This window comes from Paracoccus broussonetiae (assembly GCF_031854425.1).
GTDB classification, from domain to species: Bacteria; Pseudomonadota; Alphaproteobacteria; order Rhodobacterales; family Rhodobacteraceae; genus Paracoccus; species Paracoccus broussonetiae.
In genome coordinates this window covers 227,058-246,793 of the sequence record NZ_JAVRQI010000002.1, presented here as the reverse complement: position 1 = coordinate 246,793, position 19,736 = coordinate 227,058, and the positions used below count along the sequence as shown (strand labels likewise).

The 19,736-nt window shown below is 63.9% G+C and carries 17 protein-coding genes; 9 read left to right on the top strand and 8 right to left on the bottom strand.

Features of this window, described 5'->3' with window-relative positions:
* Nucleotides 1–7: 7 nt before the first annotated feature.
* The gene (locus RM190_RS03715) at nt 8–1,210 is read left to right on the top strand and encodes a mandelate racemase/muconate lactonizing enzyme family protein (RefSeq protein WP_311758057.1); all 1,203 of its coding nucleotides are present in this window, start codon (nt 8–10) and stop codon (nt 1,208–1,210) included.
* Between the two features lie 79 nt (nt 1,211–1,289).
* Here RM190_RS03715 and RM190_RS03710 read toward each other — a convergent pair whose 3' ends face one another.
* Together RM190_RS03710 and RM190_RS03705 are read right to left on the bottom strand one after the other, a co-directional pair.
* Nucleotides 1,290–2,171, bottom strand: coding sequence for an SMP-30/gluconolactonase/LRE family protein (locus tag RM190_RS03710; protein ID WP_311758056.1), 882 nt, complete (start codon nt 2,169–2,171; stop codon nt 1,290–1,292).
* 47 nt (nt 2,172–2,218) lie between these two features.
* Entirely contained in the window at nt 2,219–2,938 is a 720-nt protein-coding gene (locus tag RM190_RS03705) for a FadR/GntR family transcriptional regulator (protein ID WP_311758055.1), read from the bottom strand.
* Nucleotides 2,939–3,154: 216 nt separating this feature from the next.
* Here RM190_RS03705 and RM190_RS03700 point away from each other — a divergent pair, with 216 nt between their 5' ends.
* From RM190_RS03700 to RM190_RS03670, 7 genes are all read left to right on the top strand, one after another.
* Nucleotides 3,155–5,104, top strand: coding sequence for an ABC transporter substrate-binding protein (locus RM190_RS03700; RefSeq protein ID WP_311758054.1), 1,950 nt, complete (start codon nt 3,155–3,157; stop codon nt 5,102–5,104).
* Nucleotides 5,105–5,164: 60 nt separating this feature from the next.
* On the top strand, nt 5,165–6,151 hold the full coding sequence (locus RM190_RS03695) for an ABC transporter permease (protein ID WP_311758053.1): 987 nt from the start codon (nt 5,165–5,167) through the stop codon (nt 6,149–6,151).
* A 9-nt stretch (nt 6,152–6,160) separates the two neighbouring features.
* Complete coding sequence (locus RM190_RS03690; protein WP_311758052.1) at nt 6,161–7,285, top strand: ABC transporter permease; 1,125 nt, start codon at nt 6,161–6,163, stop codon at nt 7,283–7,285.
* An 8-nt stretch (nt 7,286–7,293) separates the two neighbouring features.
* Nucleotides 7,294–9,015 carry an ABC transporter ATP-binding protein gene (locus RM190_RS03685; protein ID WP_311758051.1) on the top strand — a complete coding sequence of 574 codons (1,722 nt, stop codon included), beginning with the start codon at nt 7,294–7,296 and terminating at the stop codon, nt 9,013–9,015.
* The gene (locus RM190_RS03680; RefSeq protein ID WP_311758050.1) at nt 9,012–10,202 is read left to right on the top strand and encodes a mandelate racemase/muconate lactonizing enzyme family protein; all 1,191 of its coding nucleotides are present in this window, start codon (nt 9,012–9,014) and stop codon (nt 10,200–10,202) included. The genes RM190_RS03685 and RM190_RS03680 overlap by 4 nt, the downstream gene beginning before the upstream one ends.
* A gap of 84 nt (nt 10,203–10,286) precedes the next feature.
* On the top strand, nt 10,287–11,423 hold the full coding sequence (locus RM190_RS03675; RefSeq protein ID WP_311758049.1) for a mandelate racemase/muconate lactonizing enzyme family protein: 1,137 nt from the start codon (nt 10,287–10,289) through the stop codon (nt 11,421–11,423).
* A 53-nt stretch (nt 11,424–11,476) separates the two neighbouring features.
* Nucleotides 11,477–12,439 (top strand): mannonate dehydratase, encoded by a 963-nt coding sequence (locus RM190_RS03670; protein WP_311758048.1) that lies wholly within the window; start codon nt 11,477–11,479, stop codon nt 12,437–12,439.
* 42 nt (nt 12,440–12,481) lie between these two features.
* Here RM190_RS03670 and RM190_RS03665 read toward each other — a convergent pair whose 3' ends face one another.
* Genes RM190_RS03665 through RM190_RS03640 form a run of 6 tightly spaced genes read right to left on the bottom strand, consistent with a single transcriptional unit; the run spans nt 12,482 to nt 18,936 of the window.
* A complete protein-coding gene (locus RM190_RS03665; RefSeq protein WP_311758047.1) occupies nt 12,482–13,669 on the bottom strand; it encodes a galactarate dehydratase in 1,188 nt (395 codons plus the stop codon).
* Nucleotides 13,670–13,700: 31 nt separating this feature from the next.
* Nucleotides 13,701–14,483, bottom strand: a complete 783-nt coding sequence (locus tag RM190_RS03660) for an ABC transporter ATP-binding protein (protein ID WP_311758046.1) — start codon at nt 14,481–14,483, stop codon at nt 13,701–13,703.
* 3 nt (nt 14,484–14,486) lie between these two features.
* Nucleotides 14,487–15,332, bottom strand: a complete 846-nt coding sequence (locus tag RM190_RS03655; protein ID WP_311758045.1) for an ABC transporter ATP-binding protein — start codon at nt 15,330–15,332, stop codon at nt 14,487–14,489.
* Nucleotides 15,325–16,239, bottom strand: a complete 915-nt coding sequence (nikC, locus tag RM190_RS03650; RefSeq protein ID WP_311758044.1) for a nickel transporter permease — start codon at nt 16,237–16,239, stop codon at nt 15,325–15,327. Before nikC ends, RM190_RS03655 begins: the two co-directional genes overlap by 8 nt.
* A gap of 2 nt (nt 16,240–16,241) precedes the next feature.
* Nucleotides 16,242–17,318, bottom strand: coding sequence for an ABC transporter permease (locus RM190_RS03645; protein WP_311758043.1), 1,077 nt, complete (start codon nt 17,316–17,318; stop codon nt 16,242–16,244).
* Nucleotides 17,319–17,340: 22 nt separating this feature from the next.
* Nucleotides 17,341–18,936 carry an ABC transporter substrate-binding protein gene (locus RM190_RS03640; protein WP_311758042.1) on the bottom strand — a complete coding sequence of 532 codons (1,596 nt, stop codon included), beginning with the start codon at nt 18,934–18,936 and terminating at the stop codon, nt 17,341–17,343.
* A gap of 109 nt (nt 18,937–19,045) precedes the next feature.
* On the opposite strand from RM190_RS03640, the gene RM190_RS03635 reads away from it, so the two are divergent.
* Entirely contained in the window at nt 19,046–19,735 is a 690-nt protein-coding gene (locus tag RM190_RS03635) for a GntR family transcriptional regulator (RefSeq protein WP_311758041.1), read from the top strand.
* Nucleotide 19,736: the final 1 nt, after the last annotated feature.

Here is a 19,736-nt window from a genome sequence, read left to right as displayed (position 1 = left end):
ACAACGCATGAAAATCACGAAACTTGAAACGGTCCGCGTGGCCGAGCGACCGAACCTGCTTTGGGTACTGGTCCATACGGATGAAGGTCTGACCGGGCTTGGCGAAACCTTCTTCGGGGCCGAGACGGTCGAGGCCTATATCCACGAATATGTCGCGCCCCGCGTGATCGGGCGCAATCCGCTGCAGATCGACCTGCTTGCGTCGGAACTGGTCGGCTATCTGGGCTTCCGGTCCTCGGGGGCCGAGGTGCGGGGCAACTCCGCCTTCGACATCGCGCTGTGGGACATTTTCGGCAAGGCGACGGGCCAGCCCATCGCCCAGCTTCTGGGCGGATTCAGCCGGAGCGAGATCCGCACCTACAACACCTGCGCGGGTACGGAATACATCAAGAAGGCGACCGGGCAGACCACCGCCAACTATGACTTGTCCGCGACTAAGATCAGCAATTACGACGACCTGAACGGCTTCCTGCATCGTGCCGACGAACTGGCCCATTCGCTGCTGGAAGAGGGCATCACGGCGATGAAGATCTGGCCCTTCGACATCGCGGCGGAAAAGACGCGCGGCCAGTATATCTCGCTGCCCGACCTGAAATCGGCGCTGGAGCCGTTCGAGAAGATTCGCAGCGCTGTGGGCGACCGCATGGACATCATGGTCGAGTTCCACTCGATGTGGCAGCTTCTGCCCGCGATGCAGATCGCCAAGGCGCTGGCCCCCTATCAGACCTTCTGGCACGAAGATCCGATCAAGATGGACAGCCTGTCCAGCCTGAAACGCTATGCCGCTGTCTCGCCCGCGCCGATCTCGGCTTCCGAGACGCTGGGAACGCGCTGGGGCTTCCGCGACCTGCTGGAAACCGACGCGGCGGGCGTGGTCATGCTGGATATCAGCTGGTGCGGCGGCCTGTCCGAGGCCCGCAAGATCGCGGCCATGGCCGAGGCATGGCATCTGCCGGTCGCGCCCCATGACTGCACGGGGCCGGTCGTCCTGTGCGCCTCGACCCACCTGTCGCTGAATGCGCCGAATGCGCTGGTGCAGGAAAGCGTCCGCGCCTTCTACAAGACGTGGTACCGCGACCTTGTCACGGCGCTGCCCGAGGTCCGGAACGGCATGATCACGGTCCCCCCGGGAGCGGGTCTGGGGATGGAGTTGAACCCCGATCTGGACAAGGCCTTTACCGTGTCCCGCCGTTTCTCGGTCGCGGATTGACGCGGGCGGGCGAAACCGCAAGGGGATTACTCAGGGGCCGTGAACCGGCCCCTGTTCCAGCCTGGGTCTGCGTCCGATCCTAGATCGCCATGCGATGGACCGGTGCGCCTGCAACCGGCGCGTCCAGCGCAAGAAGGGTGCCGGGCTCCATCGTCCCATCCTCGCGCGGCATATGCAGGCAGGTGACATAAAGTGTCCGCAGGTCTGGCCCGCCGAAGCAGGGCATGCTGCATCCCTTGTGGGGCAGATCCCAGACCTCGACGATATTGCCCTGCGGATCCATCCGGTTCAGCCGACCGGAGCGGACGCCCGCGCTCCAGTAATATCCTTCGGCATCCATCGCGGCACCGTCCGGGCGGCCTTCGTCGGGGGCGTTGTCATGCAGTCGCACGGGTTGGCCCGTGGTTCCGGTCGCGGGGTCGAAATCCAGCGCCTGAACGAAAAGTCCGCTGCTGTCCGAATGATACATGCGGGTTCCGTCCGGGCTCCACGCCAAGCCGTTCGAGGTCAGCAGCCCCTCCAGCACAGTGGTGAAGCTGCCATCGGGCGCGACGCGATACAGTCGGGCATTCCCGGTCTGCGGCACGGCTTCGTCGCGGGTGCCGACCCAGAAGCAGCCGTCGGGACCGACCTTTCCGTCGTTCAGCCTGCTATCGGGGCGTCCCTGGTCGGGATCGCAAAGCAGGGTCAGCGAACCGTCGTTCGGGTCCAGCAGGTGAACGCCGGTCTGCAGGCCGACCGCGATCAGCCCGCTTTCGCAAAGGCCAAGGCAGCCAGCGGCCGCTGGCATGTCGAAGCGATCAAGCCGACCGTCCCCGTGCCTGCGAAAGACGGCGGGGGCAAGCGTATCGACGAACCAGAGCACGCCTTCGCGGTCGTCCCAGACGGGGGATTCGCCGACCTGCAGCGGTATGTCGATCAGCCTGCGGATCTGCGGCGTGAAGCGCGCATGTTTGGTCACCAGTAGTCCCCCCTGTCGCGGGCCGCCGGGGCCCGCATGTCATGATCTCAGTCGTCCACGCCGCTGAACATGCGGTTGCGCGCGTTCAGGATGTGATTGCGCATGGCGGCTGCAGCGCCAGCCTCATCCCGGTCAAGGATGGCGGCGACGATGGCGTTGTGTTCGTCCTGCACCGCACGCAGATTCGGCGGCGAACGGCGCAGGTTCAGGCTGCGCGTCACGGAATGCCCCATGGCGAAATGCGAACGATAGATGTTGCGGATCTGCTGGTGAAAGGGATTTCCCCCCGCAACGGCAATCGCGTCATGCAGGGCCAGATCCTCTTCGGCCCCCAGTTCTCCGCGCTGGATCGCGCTTTCCAGCCGGGCCAGCGCCTCGGCGATGCGGTGGCGGTCCGCGACCGTCGCATTGCGGGCGGCCAGTTCGGCAGCCCCCGCTTCCAATCCTGCGCGGAATTCGAAAAATCGCTGAACTTCGGCCAGCGAACCCACCGGAACCTGTTGCAGCATGGTGCTGTCAGGGCGCTGCCGCACATAAGAACCTGATCCCTTGCGCGATACGATCAGGTTGTCCTGTCGCATCCTCTCCAGCGCCTCTCGCAGCACCGGGCGTGAGGCGCCCAGCATCGCCGCCAGATTCGGTTCCGAAGGCAGCCTTTCGTTCAGCGGAAAGCGACCATCGGCAATCATCGCGATGATCTTTTCATAGATGATGTCGCTGTATCGGGCGCCCCCGGCCTTCTGCTCGTGCCCCTTGATCGCGGACATCACCTGGTTCCCCGCAGCCTGTCTGGTCTTCGCTTTGTCCCGGCTTGGCATGTCCCGCCAACTTAGGAAGCTGTCATAATCTGTCAATACTTGTAATCTTCTGATCGTTTGATAACCATTCCCTCGTTGCAATCGCCTCGTGGCGAAGCGGCCTTGGGAGGGGTCGGCGACGGGGGCGGGCTTTGCAGCCAAGATTGCTCTGGGAGGAGAACGAGGATGCATGACAGTAATCCGCTGCCGCGCGGGCTGAGCCGGCGCAGCTTTCTGGCCGCGTCGGGAAGCGTCGTCGCGCTTTCAGTATTCGCGGGCCAGGTTCGCGCCGCGACCGTGAACGAGGCGCCGGCACTGGCCGAAATGGTCAAGTCGGGGGGCCTGCCCGCAGTGAGTGACCGCCTGCCTGCCAACCCGCTTGTCGTCACCCCGCATGAGAAGATCGGCACCTATGGCGGCGCGATCCGGCGCGGGCTGCGCGGATCGTCCGACCATAACGGCATCCTGCGGATGGTTGGCAACCAGGGGCTGGTGCGCTGGAACATGGACTTCACCGAAGTCCTGCCCAACGTCGCCGACAGCTGGGAGATCAGCCCGGACGCGAAGCAGTTCACCTTCAAGCTGCGGCAGGGGATGCGCTGGTCCGACGGCCAGCCATTTACCGCCGAAGACATCGTCTTCGCGATCGAGGACGTGGTGAAGAACCCCGACCTTTACAGCGCCACCCCGGCCCAGCTTCAGGTCGCTGGCAAGGCGGTCGAGGTCGAAAAGGTCGACGACACCACCGTGAAATTCACCTTCGCCGCGCCGAACGCCCTGTTCCTTGAAAACCTGGCGACACCGCTGGGCCAGCACCCGACGCTGTTTCCCAAGCATTACTGCAGCCAGTTCCTGCCCTCGTCCGGCCGCAATCTTGAAGCCGAGGCAAAGGCGGCGGGGCTGGGCGGCTGGGCCGAACTGTTCCGCGCCAAATGCGGCGACATCGAAATCCCCAGCCGCTGGGCCAATCCCGAGAAGCCGACGGTCGATCCCTGGGTCGTCAAGGAACCCTATACCGGCGGCGCGACCCGCGTGGTCATGACCCGCAACCCCTATTTCTGGCAGGTCGATACCGAGGGGAACCAGCTTCCCTATGCGGATGAACTGCATTTCGGCATCTCGCAGGATGTAGAATCGCTGATGCTCAGCGTGATTTCGGGCCAGATCGACATCCAGGACCGCCATATCAGCGTTCTCGCCAACAAGCCGACCCTGTCCGAGAATGCCGAGAAGGGCGACTACCGCCTGCTGAAACTGATTCCTTCCGCCGCGCAGCAGTGCCAGATCTATCTGAACATGGCCCACAAGGACCCCGGCATGCGCGAGATGTTCGCGAACAAGGCGGTCCGTCAGGCGCTGTCGCTGGGCCTGAACCGGCAAGAGATCATCGAGATCGTCTATTTCGGGCAAAGCGAGCCTTATCAGACCGGTCCTCGCCCGGGCCATCCCTGGTATCACGAGACTCTGGCCCGGCAATTCACGGACTATGACCCGGACAAGGCCAACGCGATGCTGGACGAGGCGGGTTATGACAAGCGCGACGGCAACGGCTGGCGGGTGCGGCCGGACGGCGGTGCGACCTTCTTTGCCATCGACGTGATCCCGACGCTTTACCCGGACCTTGTCGACACGCTGGAACTGGTCAAGGCGCATTGGGCCGAGCTTGGCTTCGACGTCAAGGTGAACACGATCGAGCGCGCGCTTTACTACACGCGTGGCGATGACAACGCCCATGACGCGCAGGTCTGGCCGGGGCCCGGCGGCCTTGATCCGATGCTGGATCCTCGCGACTTCTTCGCTTTCCACCCGCAGGGCTCGCGCTACGCGATTCCGTGGGCAATGTGGTACACCTCGAACGGGGCCGACGGTGAAGAGCCGCCGGAAAGCCAGAAGCAGCGTTTCAAGCTGTTCGACGAGGCCAGGGCGACCGCAGACCTGAACAAGCGCGGCGAGATCATGAAGCAGGTCTTTGACCTGACCGCCGAAGCGTTCGAAACGGTCGGCGTCTGTCTCGCCGTCGGCGGTTTCGGGATCATTCGCAACAATCTGCGCAACGTTCCCGAAACCCAGCCCGACAGCTGGTCCTGGCCGAACCCCGGCCCGGCCCTGCCGCAGCAGTTCTATTTCACGAGCTGATATTCCACATTCGGCCGGCCTTGCGGGGCCGGCCGCTTTCGTCTTGCCCGGAGCCGTCGGATGCTGCGTTTCATCGCCAAGCGCTTCCTTTGGATGATCCCCTCGCTGTTTGCCGTCAGCTTTCTGGCCTTCGTGCTGATCCAGCTGCCGCCAGGGGACTATGTCACCACCTATGTCGCCACGCTGGCCTCGTCGAACGAGATCGTGGACCAGAACGCCGCCGCGCAATTGCGCGAGCGCTTCGGCCTGGATCAGCCGATGATTGTCCAATACCTGAAATGGGTCTGGGGCATCGTCACGCGCGGCGATTTCGGCCTTTCCTTCGAATGGCAGCAACCCGTTTCAGGCCTGATCTGGGAACGGATGGCCCTGACGCTGGTGCTGGCGCTGGCAAGCCTGATCGTGACATGGGCCATCGCCCTGCCGATCGGCGTCTATTCGGCGGTCCGCAAATATTCGATCGGCGACTATGCCTTTACCGTCTTCAGCTTCCTTGGCCTGTCGATCCCGTCCTTCCTGCTGGCGCTGGTGCTGATGTATATCGCCGCCGTTCATTTCGGGCAGGCGGTCGGCGGGTTGTTCTCGCCCGAGTTCGAGAACGCGGCCTGGAGCTTCGGCAAGATGGTCGACCTGCTTCACCATCTGTGGTTGCCGGTGGTGATCCTGGCCGTGTCCTCGACCGCGAGCCTGATCCGCGTCATGCGCGCGAACATGCTGGACGAGTTGCCCAAGCCCTATGTCACCACAGCCCGGGCCAAGGGATTGTCCGAGCGGCGGTTGCTGATGAAATATCCGATGCGCATCGCGCTGAACCCTTTCATTTCGACCATCGCATGGCTGCTGCCGAACCTGATCTCGGGCTCGGTCGTGGTTGCCATCGTGCTGAACCTTCCGACCGCCGCGCCGATGCTTCTGCAATCGCTGATGGCGCAGGACATGTATCTTGCCGGTGCCTTCGTGCTGCTGATCTGCGCGCTGACGCTGATCGGCTCGTTGGTCAGCGACATCCTGTTGGCGCTGGTCGATCCCCGCATCCGGCTAGAATGAGTGCAAGCGATGACTGATGCCACTTTGCAGACCGAAGTTCCGGCCGAACGCGTCGCCGTCGCCTCGCAATGGCAGTTGATCTGGTGGGCCTTCCGCCGCCACAAGCTGGCCATGATCGCGCTGGTCGTGACCATCATGCTTTACACCGTCGCTCTGGTGCCGGGATTTTTCGCGATCAACGATCCGATCAAGCAGAACGCGCGCTCGACCTTTCACCCGCCGCAGGCGGTGCATCTGATCGACCGGACGGACGGGTTCAGCCTGGGCCTGTATTTCCGCCCCCTGAAGATGACCCGCGATCCCGAGACGCTGGCCGCGATCTTCAAGGAGGATCCGACGAAAAAGGTGCCGATCCAGCTGTTCGGGCGCGGCTATGAATATTCCGTGCTGGGACTGTTCAGGACCAATATCCATTTGTTCGCGTCTTCGGACCCGAAGCAGCCGCTTTACCTGTTCGGTGCGGATCGGCTGGGACGAGACGTCTATTCCCGCGTGGTGCAGGGCGCGCAGGTGTCGCTGTCCATCGGGCTTGTCGGCGTGTTCCTGTCGCTGGCGCTGGGGATCATCCTGGGCGGAATTTCGGGTTATTACGGCGGGCGGGTCGACTTCGTGATCCAGCGGGTGATCGAATTCGTTCTGGCCCTGCCGACGATCCCGATCTGGCTGGCGCTGGCGGCGGCGCTGCCGCAGAACTGGCCCGCGACGCTGCAATACATGATGATCACCATCATCCTGTCCCTCACGGCCTGGGCGCAACTGGCGCGGGTGGTGCGCGGACGTTTCCTGTCTCTTCGATCCGAGGAATTCGTGGCCGCTGCCCGACTTGACGGCGTCCCCGAGCGGCGGATCATCTTCCGCCACATGCTGCCCAGTTTCGCCAGCCACATCATCGCCTCGGTCACGCTGGCCGTTCCGGCAATGATCCTGGCCGAAACCTCGCTGTCCTTCCTGGGGCTGGGCCTGCAGCCGCCGACGATTTCCTGGGGCGTGCTTCTGCGCGAGGCGCAGAACATCCGCTCGATCGCGACGGCACCCTGGCTTTTCCTGCCCGGCGCGGCCGTGGTGGTCGCCGTGATGGCGCTGAACCTTCTTGGCGACGGCCTGCGCGATGCGGCCGATCCCTATAACAAATGAGTGCGCCCATGTCCGATGCCCCGTCGCCCGCCGGGCGCCCCCTGCTGGAGGTCCGCGACCTCGTCACCGAATTCCCCCTGCGGACGGGGGTATTCACGGCCGTGAACGGCGTGTCGTTTTCCATCGAGCCGGGCAAGACCCTGTGTGTCGTGGGCGAAAGCGGATCGGGAAAGTCGGTCACGGCGCGTTCGATCCTGCAGATCGTGGATGTGCCGGGCCGCATCGCTTCGGGTCAGATCCTGTTGAACCGGCCGGATGGCAGCTCTGTCGATCTTGCCCGGCTGGATCCGCGCGGCAAGGCGATCCGCGCGGTCCGTGGGGCCGAGATCGCGATGATCTTTCAGGAGCCGATGTCCTCGCTGTCGCCGGTCCATACCGTCGGTGACCAGATCATCGAGGCGCTTCGCCTGCATCTGAAGATGGGCAAGGCCGCCGCGCGCGCGGAAGCCATCAACCTGCTGCGGCAAGTCGAGATCCCGAATCCCGAAAAAGCGGTTGACCGCTATGCCTTTGAGTATTCGGGCGGGATGCGGCAGCGGGCCATGATCGCCATGGCGCTGGCCTGCAAGCCGCAATTGCTGATCGCGGACGAGCCGACCACCGCGCTGGACGTGACGACCCAGGCCGAGATCCTCGACCTGATCGCAAAACTGCAAAAGACGCATGGCATGGCGGTGCTGTTCATCACCCATGACATGGGCGTGGTCGCGCAGATCGCCGATGACGTGCTGGTCATGCACCATGGCGTCGTCAAGGAATATGGCCCCGTCGAGCAGATCTTCCATGCGCCCAAGGATGACTACACCAGGATGCTGATCGGCTCGGTCCTGAAGCTGGAGCGCAAGGCCGAGGCCCGCGTCAACCGCCCGCCGCTGGACATGAGCGCCGCGCCTATCCTGGACATCCAGGGCCTGACGATGAAGTTTGGCGAGCTGACGGCGCTGGACAAGGTGTCGATCACGCTGCAACCGGGCGAGACACTGGGCATCGTGGGGGAAAGCGGGTCGGGCAAGACGACGATGGGCCGCGCGGTGATGCGGCTTTACGACCCGACCGGCGGCCGTATTTTGTATCGTCGCGCTGATGGGAAGCAGGTCGACCTGACCGCGCTGCACGGGGCCGAGCTGAAGGCCGTACGGCGCGAATTGCGCATGGTCTTTCAGGACCCGTTCGGCTCGCTCAACCCGCGGATGACGGTGGCCCAGATCATCGGCGAGCCACTTCTGGTCAACGGTCTGGCCCGCGGGCGGGCGCTGGACGAACGGGTCTGCCACCTGATGGAGCAGGTCGGGCTGAACCCCTCGACCCGCGAACGCTATCCCCACGCCTTTTCGGGGGGGCAGCGGCAAAGGATCGGCATCGCGCGCGCCATCACGCTGAACCCGCGCGTGATCGTCGCGGACGAGGCGACATCGGCGCTGGATGTCTCGGTCCGCAGCCAGGTTCTGGACCTGCTGATGCGGCTGCAGGACGAACTGGGGCTGGCCTATATCTTCATCAGCCACGATATCGGCGTGATCCGCTACATGTGCGACCGGGTGGGAGTGATGTATCGCGGCAAGCTGGTCGAGGTGGGGGCGGCCGAAAAGGTCTGCAATGATCCCGACCATCCCTATACCCAGGCGCTGCTGTCCGCGATCCCGCGACCGGACCCGCGCGACCGCGACCGCTCCCGCCGCTTCCGCTATCGCGCCGAGGATGCGCCTGCACCGACAAGGGCTTTCGGATGAAGATCACCGCACTCAAGACCTTCCTGATGCATGCCGAATGGCCCGGCGCCCCGCTGGACCCCGCCCCCGGTGCATCGGGCACGCGCAACTGGCTGTTCCTGAAGATCGAGACCGATGCGGGGATCACGGGGATCGGCGAATGCTCGGGCTGGCCGCGCGTCGTCGAAACCGCCCTGAGCGACCTGACCCCGCTGCTGGTCGGAGAGGATCCGCGCAATACCGAACTGATCGCCCAGAAGCTGACCATCGCGATGATGGGGCATGGCATGATCGGCACGGTCGGTGGCGGTGCGCTGACCGGCATCGACATGGCGCTGTGGGACATCAAAGGCAAGGCGCTTGGTGTCCCGGTCTGGATGTTGCTGGGTGGAAAGCTGCGTGACCGCATCCCGATCTATTCCCATGCCAATACTCCGGCTCAGGCGCTGGCCCTGAAGGCGCGTGGCATCAAGGCGATCAAATGCGGCGGCGTGGGCGATCCGGTGCGCAAGTTCGCCGACCTGCGCGAAGCGGTCGGGGACGATGTGGACATTGCCATTGACCTGCATGGCCCGCCGTGGCTGACCCCGGCCGATGCGGCGCGGGTGGCGCGCGCACTTGAGCCTTACGATCCCCTATGGATCGAGGATCCGGTCGCGCCCGAAAATCTTGACGGCTATCGCCGTATCCGCGACGCCGCGCATGTTCCCCTGGCGGCGGGCGAGCGGATGGCAACGATCTTCGGCGAGCGCCAGTTGATCGAAGAGGATCTGGTCGACGTGATCCAGCCCGATACCGGGCGCGCGGGCGGCTTTACCCAGATGAAGAAGATCGCCGGCATGGCCGAGGCGCATTACATCCAGGTCGCGCCGCATTCGGGTTCGCTGGGCCCGGTCGCGGAATATGCCGCGCTGCACCTGCTGGCCTCGATTCCGAACGGGTTGATCCTTGAACGTTTCGACGATGACTGGGCGGGGCGGGTCAGGACGATCCTGCCACATCCGGTCGCGCGGGACGGGTTTCTGGACGTGCCCGATGCCCCGGGGCTTGGCTGCGACATTGACGAGGATTTCGTGCTGAGCCGCCCGACCCGCGGGAATGTCTCGGCCCCGTCCGAGAAGTCCGGCAGCGAGTATCTGCCCGGAACGGCGCGCGAGCATCTGCATGTGCAAAGCCGGCTTGGCCGCCGTCGCTATTTCAACGCCTGACCCGAGAGGTCGGAACCTCGTTTGCCTGCGGGCGCGGCTGACGCTGCGCCCCGGCCTGGTCAAAATGCCGAAAGAGAAGAAGCCATGAAGATTGTCGATGTCCGAGCTGAAGCCTGCCGCCTGCCGCCCTCGGTCCCGTGGGAGGATGCGACGAACCGGGTCGATGGCCTGGAGTTCGTCTTCGTCGAGGTCGAGACCGATACCGGCATCATCGGCACCGGCTTTACCTATACGGTCGATATCGGTGGCAGCGCCATTCTTGCGCTGGTGCAGGATTACCTGGCCCCGCTGGTCATCGGGATGGACCCCCAGGATTACGAACGGATCTGGGCCAAGATGCAGCGTCAGTCGCGGCGGCTGGGGCTTGGCGTCAACGCGATGGGGATCGCCGCCATCGACATCGCGGTCTGGGACATCCTTGGCAAGCTGCATGATCGTCCGCTTTACCAATTGATCGGTGGCGCGCGGGACAGCATCCCGGCCTATATCAGCGAGATCGTGATGAAGGAAAGCGACACGCTGGAGGACGTCCTTGGTCGCGTCGACGGCTACCTGTCGCGCGGCTATCGCGCGGTCAAGATCAAGATCGGTCGCGCCGATATCGAGGAGGATATCGAGCGCATCACCCGGATCCAGCAAATCCTGGGCCGGCATGGCAAGCTGTTCGTGGACCTGAACCAGAAATGGACGGCCCACGACGCGCGCGTCCATGCGGGCCGTCTGGACGGGCTGGGCCTTGGCTGGATCGAAGAACCCTTGCCCTTCACCGACCTTGATGCCCATGTAGCCTTGCGCCGCGCGATCCGCACGCCGATCGCGCTGGGGGAAAGCCTGCATTCGCGGTCGCAGGTTCTGGCTTATCTGCAGGCGGGCGCGGTCGATTACGTGCAGGCGGACGTGGCCTTTATCGGCGGGATCACCGAATGGCTCAAGATCGCGCATCTGGCCGAGATCTTCGGCAAGCCTGTCGCGCCCCATTACATGATGGAGTTGTCATTGCAGCTTCTCTGCGGGGTTCCGAACGCCTTCATGCTGGAAAACGTGGTTGGTGGCAGCTTCACCGAACTGGGTCTGCTGGAAGAGCCGATCGAGCCGCAGGATGCCGTGGGCATTCCGCCCGCGCGGCCCGGTCATGGAATCCGCTTCGACAAGGCGGCGCTGGCTGCGGTGCGGCTTGATCCCGACCGCCTGCGCAGAAGCTTCACCGGCGGCAGCAAATAGCATTTTCAGCCGGGACTGCGGACCGCACCCGGCGCAATTCGACGAGGATCGTGATGTATCTTGGCACGCAGCTTCCAGCGCGGAACGACGATGACTACCGGGTGATGAAGCAGCTTGGCGTGGATCATGTCTGCGCCGACCCCGATGGCGACTGGCGGGGCTGGGACGTGGCGCATCTGTCGCGCTTCCGCGAGCGGATCGAGGGGTTCGGGCTGTCGCTGGACATGCTGCAATTGCCGCTGGGCTCGGTGCCGGTGGATCGCGCGAAATGCCCCGACATCATGCTGGCCGGGCCCGAGCGCGACCGGCAGATCGACGGCATCTGCAAGCTGATCGAGGATTGCGCCGCCGTCGGCATCCCCTCGGTCAAGTACAATTTCAACTATATCGGCATCCCGCGCAGCCCGATGGAGGCCGGCCGTGGCGGCGCCCGGGCCGAAGCCTTCCGCTGGGATCTGATGGATCAGGACGAATCCGGCCCCGCCGGCCAGATCGCCGAGGACGAGATCTGGAGCCGCATCGACTATTTCCTGGCCCGCATCGTCCCGGTCGCCGAGGCTGCCAATATCCGGCTGGCCTGCCACCCCCACGACCCGGCCACGCCGCCGGGCTACAAGGGCGTGACCCGTGTTCTGGGCACGGTCGAGGGCATGAAGCGCTTCGTCTCGATGCATGAAAGCCCGGTCCACGGCCTGAACTTCTGCATCGGCACGCTGGGCGAGATGCTTGACGACGTCTCGGAAGTGCCCGCCATCACCCGCTGGTTCGGCGAGCGTGGCAAGATCATGAACATCCATTTCCGCAATATCGCCGGTGGCCTTTATTCCTTCCGCGAGACCCTGCCGGACGAAGGTGACATCGACATGCCCGCGGTCATGGATGCGCTGCGCGACACCGGATACCGCTATATGGTCATGCCCGACCACGCGCCGACGCTGTCGGGTGAAAACGAACGCGGCGTCGCATTCGCATTCTGCTACGGCTATATCGCGGCGCTGCTGCAGGAAAGAAGATAGGGGCGCGGGGCCGGAACGCATCGCGTCCCGGCCCCCAATCCTTCAGGCAAAGGCGTAGGAACCGTCGGGACGCTTCGGAACCTTGCGCTGCCAGTGGACATAGCCGTCTTCCAGCATCGCCTTTTCGTCCATTTCGACCCCCCAGCCGGGACGGTCGGGACGCAGTTCCAGATAGCCGTCCTTCGGCAGGTAGGGGTCGACGACATAGCGTGCTTCCATCTCGCGCTGGTCGACCTCGGTTCCGCCATAGACATAACCCTGTCCGACCGGCAGGCGGTATTCGAGGATCTTGAAGTTTTGCTGCGCGGCCGAGAAGTGGACGTTGACGGCGGTGGCCAGCGGGCCCATCGGGTTATGCGGCGCGACGCTGACGAAATGCGCCTCGGCCAGCGTGGCGATGCGACGCATTTCCGAAATCCCGCCGACCACGCAAATGTCGGGCTGGATGATGTCGGCGCCACGGACCTGCAGCAGGCGCAGGAACTCGTTGCGGTGATAGAGCGACTCGCCGGTGGCCAGCGTGCAGTTCAGGCCCTGCTTCAGGTCGCCATACATCTCGATATTCTCGGGCCGCAGCGGCTCTTCGAAGAATAGCGGGTCATAGGGGGCAAGGGCATTGCCAAGCTGCCGGGCCGCCGCGGGTTCGAAGATCTTCGCATGGGCATCGAAGGCGATTTCATAGCTGTTATCGACCGTCTCGCGCAGCTGGCGGAAATATTCGGCCGAGCTGCGCACGACCTCGCCCCAGCGATGGCTGTTCGGTTCAAGCCGCCAGGGGCTGAGCTTGAAGGCGCGGAAGCCCCACTGCTCGTTCAGGCGGTCCAGTTCGTCGCGCGCGGCCGGAACGTCAGGGGCGGTATAGACCCCGGCATAGACCTTGACCCGGTCACGGACCGCGCCCCCCAGCATCTTGTAGACCGGGACGCCCGCCGCCTTCGCGGCCAGATCCCACAGGCAATGGTCCAGCCCCGAAATCGCCGCCAGTCCCAGCGCCCCCGGGGGGAAGCGGCATTGCTGGATCATCAGGTTGTAGAGATATTCCACCCGCGTCGGATCCTGCCCGGCGATGAAACCGTAAAGATAGTCAAGCAGCGGCGGCAGCGCCAGATCGGGGCCGTGGTTGTAGCATTCGCCCCAGCCCGTCAGCCCGTCATCGGTGTCCAGCGCAACGATGACGCGGGGACGGTCCTTGTCACGGGTCATGAACACCCGCATGCGGTCGATCTTCATCTTGTTCCTTTCAGATATGGGTGTCGCACGCCTACTCGGCCGCAAGGGTGCCGGTGGGCCGATAGCCAAGGCTGCCATCGCGCAGCTGGCGGGTATAAGGATGCTGAAGCTCGCCCCGGATCATCGCGTCGCGGCTGGCGACCTCGACGAAGCGGCCCTTCTGCATCACGGCGATGCGGTCGCAAAGATAGGTCACGACCGCCATGTCGTGGCTTACCAGCAGATAGGTCAGGCCGCGTTCCGTGCGCAGGTCCTTGAGCAGGTTCAGGATCTCGGCCTGAATCGAGACGTCAAGCGCCGAAGTCGGCTCGTCCAAAAGCAGGATCTGGGGATCCAGGATCAGCGCGCGGGCAATCGCGACGCGCTGGCGCTGGCCCCCCGAAAGCTGGTGCGGATAGCGGAAGCGGAAGCGCCGCGGCAGGCCGACCTGATCCAGCACTGTGTCGATGCGGGCATCGCGGTCGGGAATGCCGTGAATGTCCAGGGGTTCGGACAGCACGGTCCCGATCGTGTGGCGCGGGTGAAGCGAGCCGAACGGGTCCTGAACAACGATCTGCTGGCGGCGTAACTGGTCCAGCTTGCGACGTTCCGGGCTGACCTCTTCTCCGGCGATGCGGATTGAGCCTTGCCATTGCTTCACCCGGCCCGCGATGGCGCCCAGGATCGTCGACTTGCCGCAGCCGGATTCCCCGACCAGTCCGAAGCATTCGCCCTGCGCGATGGCAAGGTCCACGCCCCGAACGACGCGGTTGATCTTGCGTCCCTGGCCGAAACTGACGTTGAGGCCGCTGACCTCGATCATCTGGCGGTTCATGGCTTACCCCTCTGCCCAGGCAGGATCGCGGCGCAGCACGCTGAGACGGTCCTTGGGTTCGGTCAGGTTGGGCAGGGCCTCAAGCAGGCCCCGCGTATAGGGATGGCGGGCCTGATCCAGATCGCAGGCGCGCAATTCCTCGACCACGCGACCCGCATACATGATCAGCACGCGGTCGCAGAAGCTGCGCACCAGGTTCAGGTCGTGCGAAATGAAGATCAAGCCCATCTCGTTGCCGGTCACGAGCTCGTCCAGAATGGACAGGACCTGCTGGCGGACCGAGACATCCAGCGCCGAGGTCGGTTCATCAGCGATGATCAGCGCGGGCTTTGCGATCAGCATCATCGAGATCATGATGCGTTGTCCCATCCCGCCCGAGATTTCGTGCGGATAAAGTCCCATCACGCGTTTGGGGTCGCGGATATGGACCTTTTCCATCATCTCCATTGCGCGCTGCCGCGCCTCGCGACGGTTCAGGCGCTCGTGCAAAATCGCCGTTTCGGCGATCTGCTCGCCCACGGTCATCACCGGGTTCAGCGAGTATTTCGGATCCTGCAGGATCATCGAGATGCGATGACCGCGGATTGCGCGCATCTCGCGTTCCGGCAGGGACAGCAAGTCGCGGCCTGCAAACTCCATCCGATCGGCGGTGATCCGGGTCTTGGGCGGATGCAGCCGCATGATCGCGCGCCCGGTGGTGCTTTTCCCCGAACCGGATTCCCCGATGATGCCGACCTTTTCGCGTCCGACATCGAAGCTGACATTGCGCACCGCGGGTGGCAGCAGATGCAGCGAAGGGAACGAGACCGTCAGGTTGCGGACGGACAGCAAAGGCTGGGTGTCAGGCATGTTTCGGGTCCAGGATATCGCGCAGCCCGTCGCCGAGCAGGTTGAAGGCAAGGCTGACGACCAGAATGGCCAGCCCCGGCACCGCAGTCAGCCACCAGGCGTCCAGCAGGTATTGCCGGCCCTGCGCGGCCATCGCGCCCCATTCCGGCAAGGGGGGCTGGGCGCCAAGGCCCAGGAAGCCCAGACCCGCCGCGGTCAGGATGATCGAGGCCATGTTCAGCGTCAGGCGGATGATGACCGAGGGTGCGCAAAGCGGCACGATATAGCGGAACAGGATCCGCTGTGTACTGGCGCCCTGCAATTCCGCCGCGACCACGAAATCCGCCTTGCGGAAGGTCAGCGTCTCGGCCCGTACCAGTCGGGCGACGGGTGGCCAGATCGTCAGGGCGATGGCGATTACTGCATTCTCGATCCCGGCGCCAAGCGCGGCCGAAAAGGCCAATGCCAGGACCAGGCTGGGAAATGCCAGAAAGATGTCGGTCACTCGCATCAGGACAGTATCGACCCAGCCCCCCAGATAGCCCGCCGCCGCACCGATGACGAAGCCGATCGGCCCGACGATCACTGTCACGAGAATGGTGATGTAAAGCGTCGTCCGCGCGCCATAGACCAGCCGCGAAAAGACGTCGCGGCCCAACTCGTCCGTGCCGAACCAATGCTCGGCCGACGGGGGTTGCAGGGCCAGCGCGAAGTCCTGCGCCAGCGGGTCATGGGTCGCGACCCAGGGCGCAAGCAGCGCCGCAAGCACCAGCAGCACCACCACCAGCAGCCCGCCAAAGGCGAGGGGGTTGGAGCTGAACCGCAGCCACGCGACATAGGCCTTATGGGCGCGGGCTTGCCGGGGCGAGGTGAAATCCTCGCTCAGCAGCCAGGCGCGCAGTCCCTCGTTCTTGTGGATCATGGTCATGGTCAGCGGGTCCTGGGGTCGACGAGTCGATAGACGACATCGGAAAGCAGGTTGATGACGATCGAGATCAGCCCGATCAGCAGCACCGCGCCCAGCACGGCATTCATGTCGGCATAGAACAGGGCAGCGGTCAGGTATTGGCCAAGACCGGGCCAGCCGAAGACCGTCTCGATCAGCACAGCCCCATCCAGCAGCCCGCAAAACGCCAGCGTCACCACGGTCAGCAGTTGCACCCGGATGTTGCGGAATGCGTGCTTCCAGACAATGGACGGTTGCGCCAGCCCCTTGGCGCGGGCGGTCAGGATATATTCCTGCCCCAGTTGCTCCAGCATGAAGCTGCGGCTCATCCGGCTGAGATAGGCCATCGCGGCATAGCCAAGCAGCAATGCGGGGGCCAGGATGTGGTGAATGGCCGACCAGAACACTTCCCATTCCCGCGCCATCGCGGCGTCAAGGATCAGCAGCCCGGTCGGTCCATCGACCAGCCCATCATTGTACAGGTCGATGCGGCCGCCGCCCGGAATCCAGCCAAGCATGGCATAGAAGATCAGGATCACCATCGTCCCCAGCCAGAAGATCGGGGTCGAGTGACCCAGCAGCCCGACGATGCGTGCGACGTGGTCAATCCAGGTTCCGCGCCGCACTGCCGAGACGATGCCCAGAGGCACGCCAAGGACCGTGCCGATGCAGATGGCCAGGAAAGCCAGCTCGACAGTGGCGGGAAAGACCCGCGCCAAATCATCGACGACAAGATTCTTGGTCACGTTGGACTGCCCGAAATCCAGGTGCAGCACGCTCCAGACATAGTCGAAGAACTGGACGTAGAGCGGGTGGTTCAGTCCCAGCTCCTGATAGACGCGGTCATAGGCGGCCTGGTCGAACGTGTCGCCCAGGATCGCAAGGACCGGATCGGCCGGAACCATCCGGCCAATCACAAAGGTCAGGACCAGAAGACCGAACAGGGTGGTCACGATCACGGCAAGCGAGGTCAGGACCTTGCGGCCCGCATCAAGCAGGCCTTGGAATTTGCTCTCGTCCCCGGTCTCTTCCTCGATCTCGGACAGGTCGATATCACTCACTTCGATCTCCCGGTCTGCCGGTTCAGGCCTTGGTCACGGTGTCCCAGCGCGTCACCCATGTCGGGTGGCCGGTATAGCCGCTGACGCGCTTGCCGACGGCCTTGACGTCGATCCGCTCGAACGACGTCACCAGCGCGGGCGAGCAATGCAGGTATTCCTTGTTCAATCCGCTGTAGATCTCGGCCCGCCGGGTGGCGTCGGTTTCGCGCGCGGCGGCCAGAACCTGGTCCTGCATGTCCTTGGGCACGTCCCAGGCCGAGCGCCAGGCCAGAAGCCCGCTGAGCGGGGCGTCATCGCTGTTGTCCGAATTCGACGCATAGGATTGCAGGATCGAATGCGGGTCGGGCAGACGCTCGCCGCTGCGGGCGAAATAGATGTCCGTTGTCCGCTCGCGGAACTTGCCAAGATAGTCGCCGACCTGCAGGTCGAGCTTGATCCCCGCTTTCGCGGCATTCGCCTGCAGCGATTGCGCGAATTCGAGATAGGGCGTGCCCGAAGGCAGATAGCAGGTCTTGGCAAAGCCGTCCGCCAGCCCAGCCTCGGCCAGCAGGGCCTTGGCCTTCTCGACATCAAGCTTATAGGGTGCCTCGTCGACGACCCCCGGAAGACCGGTGGGAATGATGGTCTGACGCATCACGCCGTAATAGCGCATGATGGATTTCGACAGTCCGTCATAATCGATCAGATAGCGGAAGGCCTCGCGCACCTGGGGACGCGACAGGATGTCGTCCTTCTGGTTCAACGCGATGTAATAGAAGCCGAAGCCCGGCACCTTCTGGATCGCGACGTTGCCCGCGCTTTCGAATTTTGCCAGATCGGTCGAGGACAGGCGCGTCGCGACGTCCACGTCGCCCGCTTCAAGCTGAAGTCGCTGGACCGAAGATTCCGGCATGTGCCGCATGATGACCCGACGCATGGCCGGGGTGCCGTTCCAGTAGTCCTTGAATGCATCTGCCATCAGCAGGTCGTTCGGGCGGAAGCTGCGCAGCGAGAAGGGGCCGGAGCCCGCATCCGCGGCCTGCATGAAGTTGCGGCCCATGTCGCCGTTCTGTTCCTTGCTGAGCGCAAGTTCGCGGTCGACGATCGAACATCCGGAACTGGCAAGCGATGCAAGGATCAGGCTGTGGTTCCAGACCTCGGGTGTCTCGATCAGCAGCGTCTGCGGATCGGTGGCGCGGATCAGCGTCTCGACATTGGTTTCATCAAAGCCCCATTGCCGCAGGTCGATTGCGGGCGACAGGCCCAGCTTGACCAATCGGTGCAGCGACCATTCCGCATCCTTGGCGGTCAACGGGTTCCCCGAGTGGAACTGCACGCCGTCGCGGATCTTGAAGGTGAAGGTCTTTCCGTCGGCCGAAACCTCCCACGAGGTGGCAATCTGGGGCTTCGGCTCGGCCAGGTTGTCGGGCTCGAAATAGACGAGGCGGTCATAGAGGTTGGCGAGAATTTCGCAGGATTCGATCTGGTTCGCTTCATGCGGGTCGACGCCGCGCATGGTCGTCATGTTGGTCGCGATGACGAACTGATCTTCCGGGGTGGCTGCCAGTGCGAACTTGACAGGCGCAGCCGAGGCCACCGCCGCAATCGCGGCGCTCGCCAGAAACTGACGTCTTAGCATTTGTTTTTCCTCCCTCATCCGTTCTGCCGAGTGCTTTTGAGTCGACAGCCCCTGAGATGTGATATATCACATTTCATATCGAGCATCTTTCGTCAACAGGAGAAATTCCATGGGGCCCCCGGCAGCCACCCTCGCGCCACTGGATTCCCATGCCTTGGCAGGCCTGCGCGAACATGTGCACCGCGCCCTGCGGCACGCGATCCTTTCAGGAGGATTCGAGCCCGGCGCGCGGTTGAACGAACGCGCCATCGCCGAGCAACTGGGCGTCAGCACCACCCCGGTCAAAGAGGCATTGCGCCTTCTTGAGGCCGATGGGCTGGTCAAGACCAAGCCGCGCAGCGGGGTCATCGTCAATTTTGACTATGCCTGGGCAGAAGAGATGATCCTGGCCCGTGCAGCCATTGAATCCACCATCGCCCGCCTTGCCGCGCAGCGCATCTCGCAGGATGAGCAGCCGGTGCTGGAGCAGATCCTGTCCGACATGCGCAGCGCCACCGCAAGCGAGGGCGCCGAAGAGTTGGTCCGCCTGAACGAGCTGTTCCACGGGCATATCCGGTCGATCGCACGGGCCAACTACCTGCGACAGTTGAACGACCGGCAGGACGTCTACGATTCCGACGCAAGGCGCGTCATCCACTCGAACCCCGCCGAACGGGAACGCGCGCTGGCCGAGCATTCCGAGATCGGCCGGGCGATCATCGCGCGCGATGCCGAAGCCGCCGAGGCGGCGATGAAGGCCCATGTGCTGCGCGCGGGCGAAAGTTACCTCGATCTCGTATTCAGGAAGAAGAAGGACTGAC

Coding starts and splice junctions, on each gene's coding strand:
- RM190_RS03665 (WP_311758047.1), bottom strand. CDS start 13,669: ATGAAGATCGACCGCATGCGGGTGTTCATGACCCGTGACAAGGACCGT.
- RM190_RS03670 (WP_311758048.1), top strand. CDS start 11,477: ATGTATCTTGGCACGCAGCTTCCAGCGCGGAACGACGATGACTACCGG.
- RM190_RS03635 (WP_311758041.1), top strand. CDS start 19,046: ATGGGGCCCCCGGCAGCCACCCTCGCGCCACTGGATTCCCATGCCTTG.
- RM190_RS03715 (WP_311758057.1), top strand. CDS start 8: ATGAAAATCACGAAACTTGAAACGGTCCGCGTGGCCGAGCGACCGAAC.
- RM190_RS03685 (WP_311758051.1), top strand. CDS start 7,294: ATGTCCGATGCCCCGTCGCCCGCCGGGCGCCCCCTGCTGGAGGTCCGC.
- RM190_RS03690 (WP_311758052.1), top strand. CDS start 6,161: ATGACTGATGCCACTTTGCAGACCGAAGTTCCGGCCGAACGCGTCGCC.
- RM190_RS03700 (WP_311758054.1), top strand. CDS start 3,155: ATGCATGACAGTAATCCGCTGCCGCGCGGGCTGAGCCGGCGCAGCTTT.
- RM190_RS03695 (WP_311758053.1), top strand. CDS start 5,165: ATGCTGCGTTTCATCGCCAAGCGCTTCCTTTGGATGATCCCCTCGCTG.
- RM190_RS03675 (WP_311758049.1), top strand. CDS start 10,287: ATGAAGATTGTCGATGTCCGAGCTGAAGCCTGCCGCCTGCCGCCCTCG.
- nikC (WP_311758044.1), bottom strand. CDS start 16,239: ATGACCATGATCCACAAGAACGAGGGACTGCGCGCCTGGCTGCTGAGC.
- RM190_RS03705 (WP_311758055.1), bottom strand. CDS start 2,938: ATGTCCGCGATCAAGGGGCACGAGCAGAAGGCCGGGGGCGCCCGATAC.
- RM190_RS03640 (WP_311758042.1), bottom strand. CDS start 18,936: ATGCTAAGACGTCAGTTTCTGGCGAGCGCCGCGATTGCGGCGGTGGCC.
- RM190_RS03655 (WP_311758045.1), bottom strand. CDS start 15,332: ATGCCTGACACCCAGCCTTTGCTGTCCGTCCGCAACCTGACGGTCTCG.
- RM190_RS03660 (WP_311758046.1), bottom strand. CDS start 14,483: ATGAACCGCCAGATGATCGAGGTCAGCGGCCTCAACGTCAGTTTCGGC.
- RM190_RS03680 (WP_311758050.1), top strand. CDS start 9,012: ATGAAGATCACCGCACTCAAGACCTTCCTGATGCATGCCGAATGGCCC.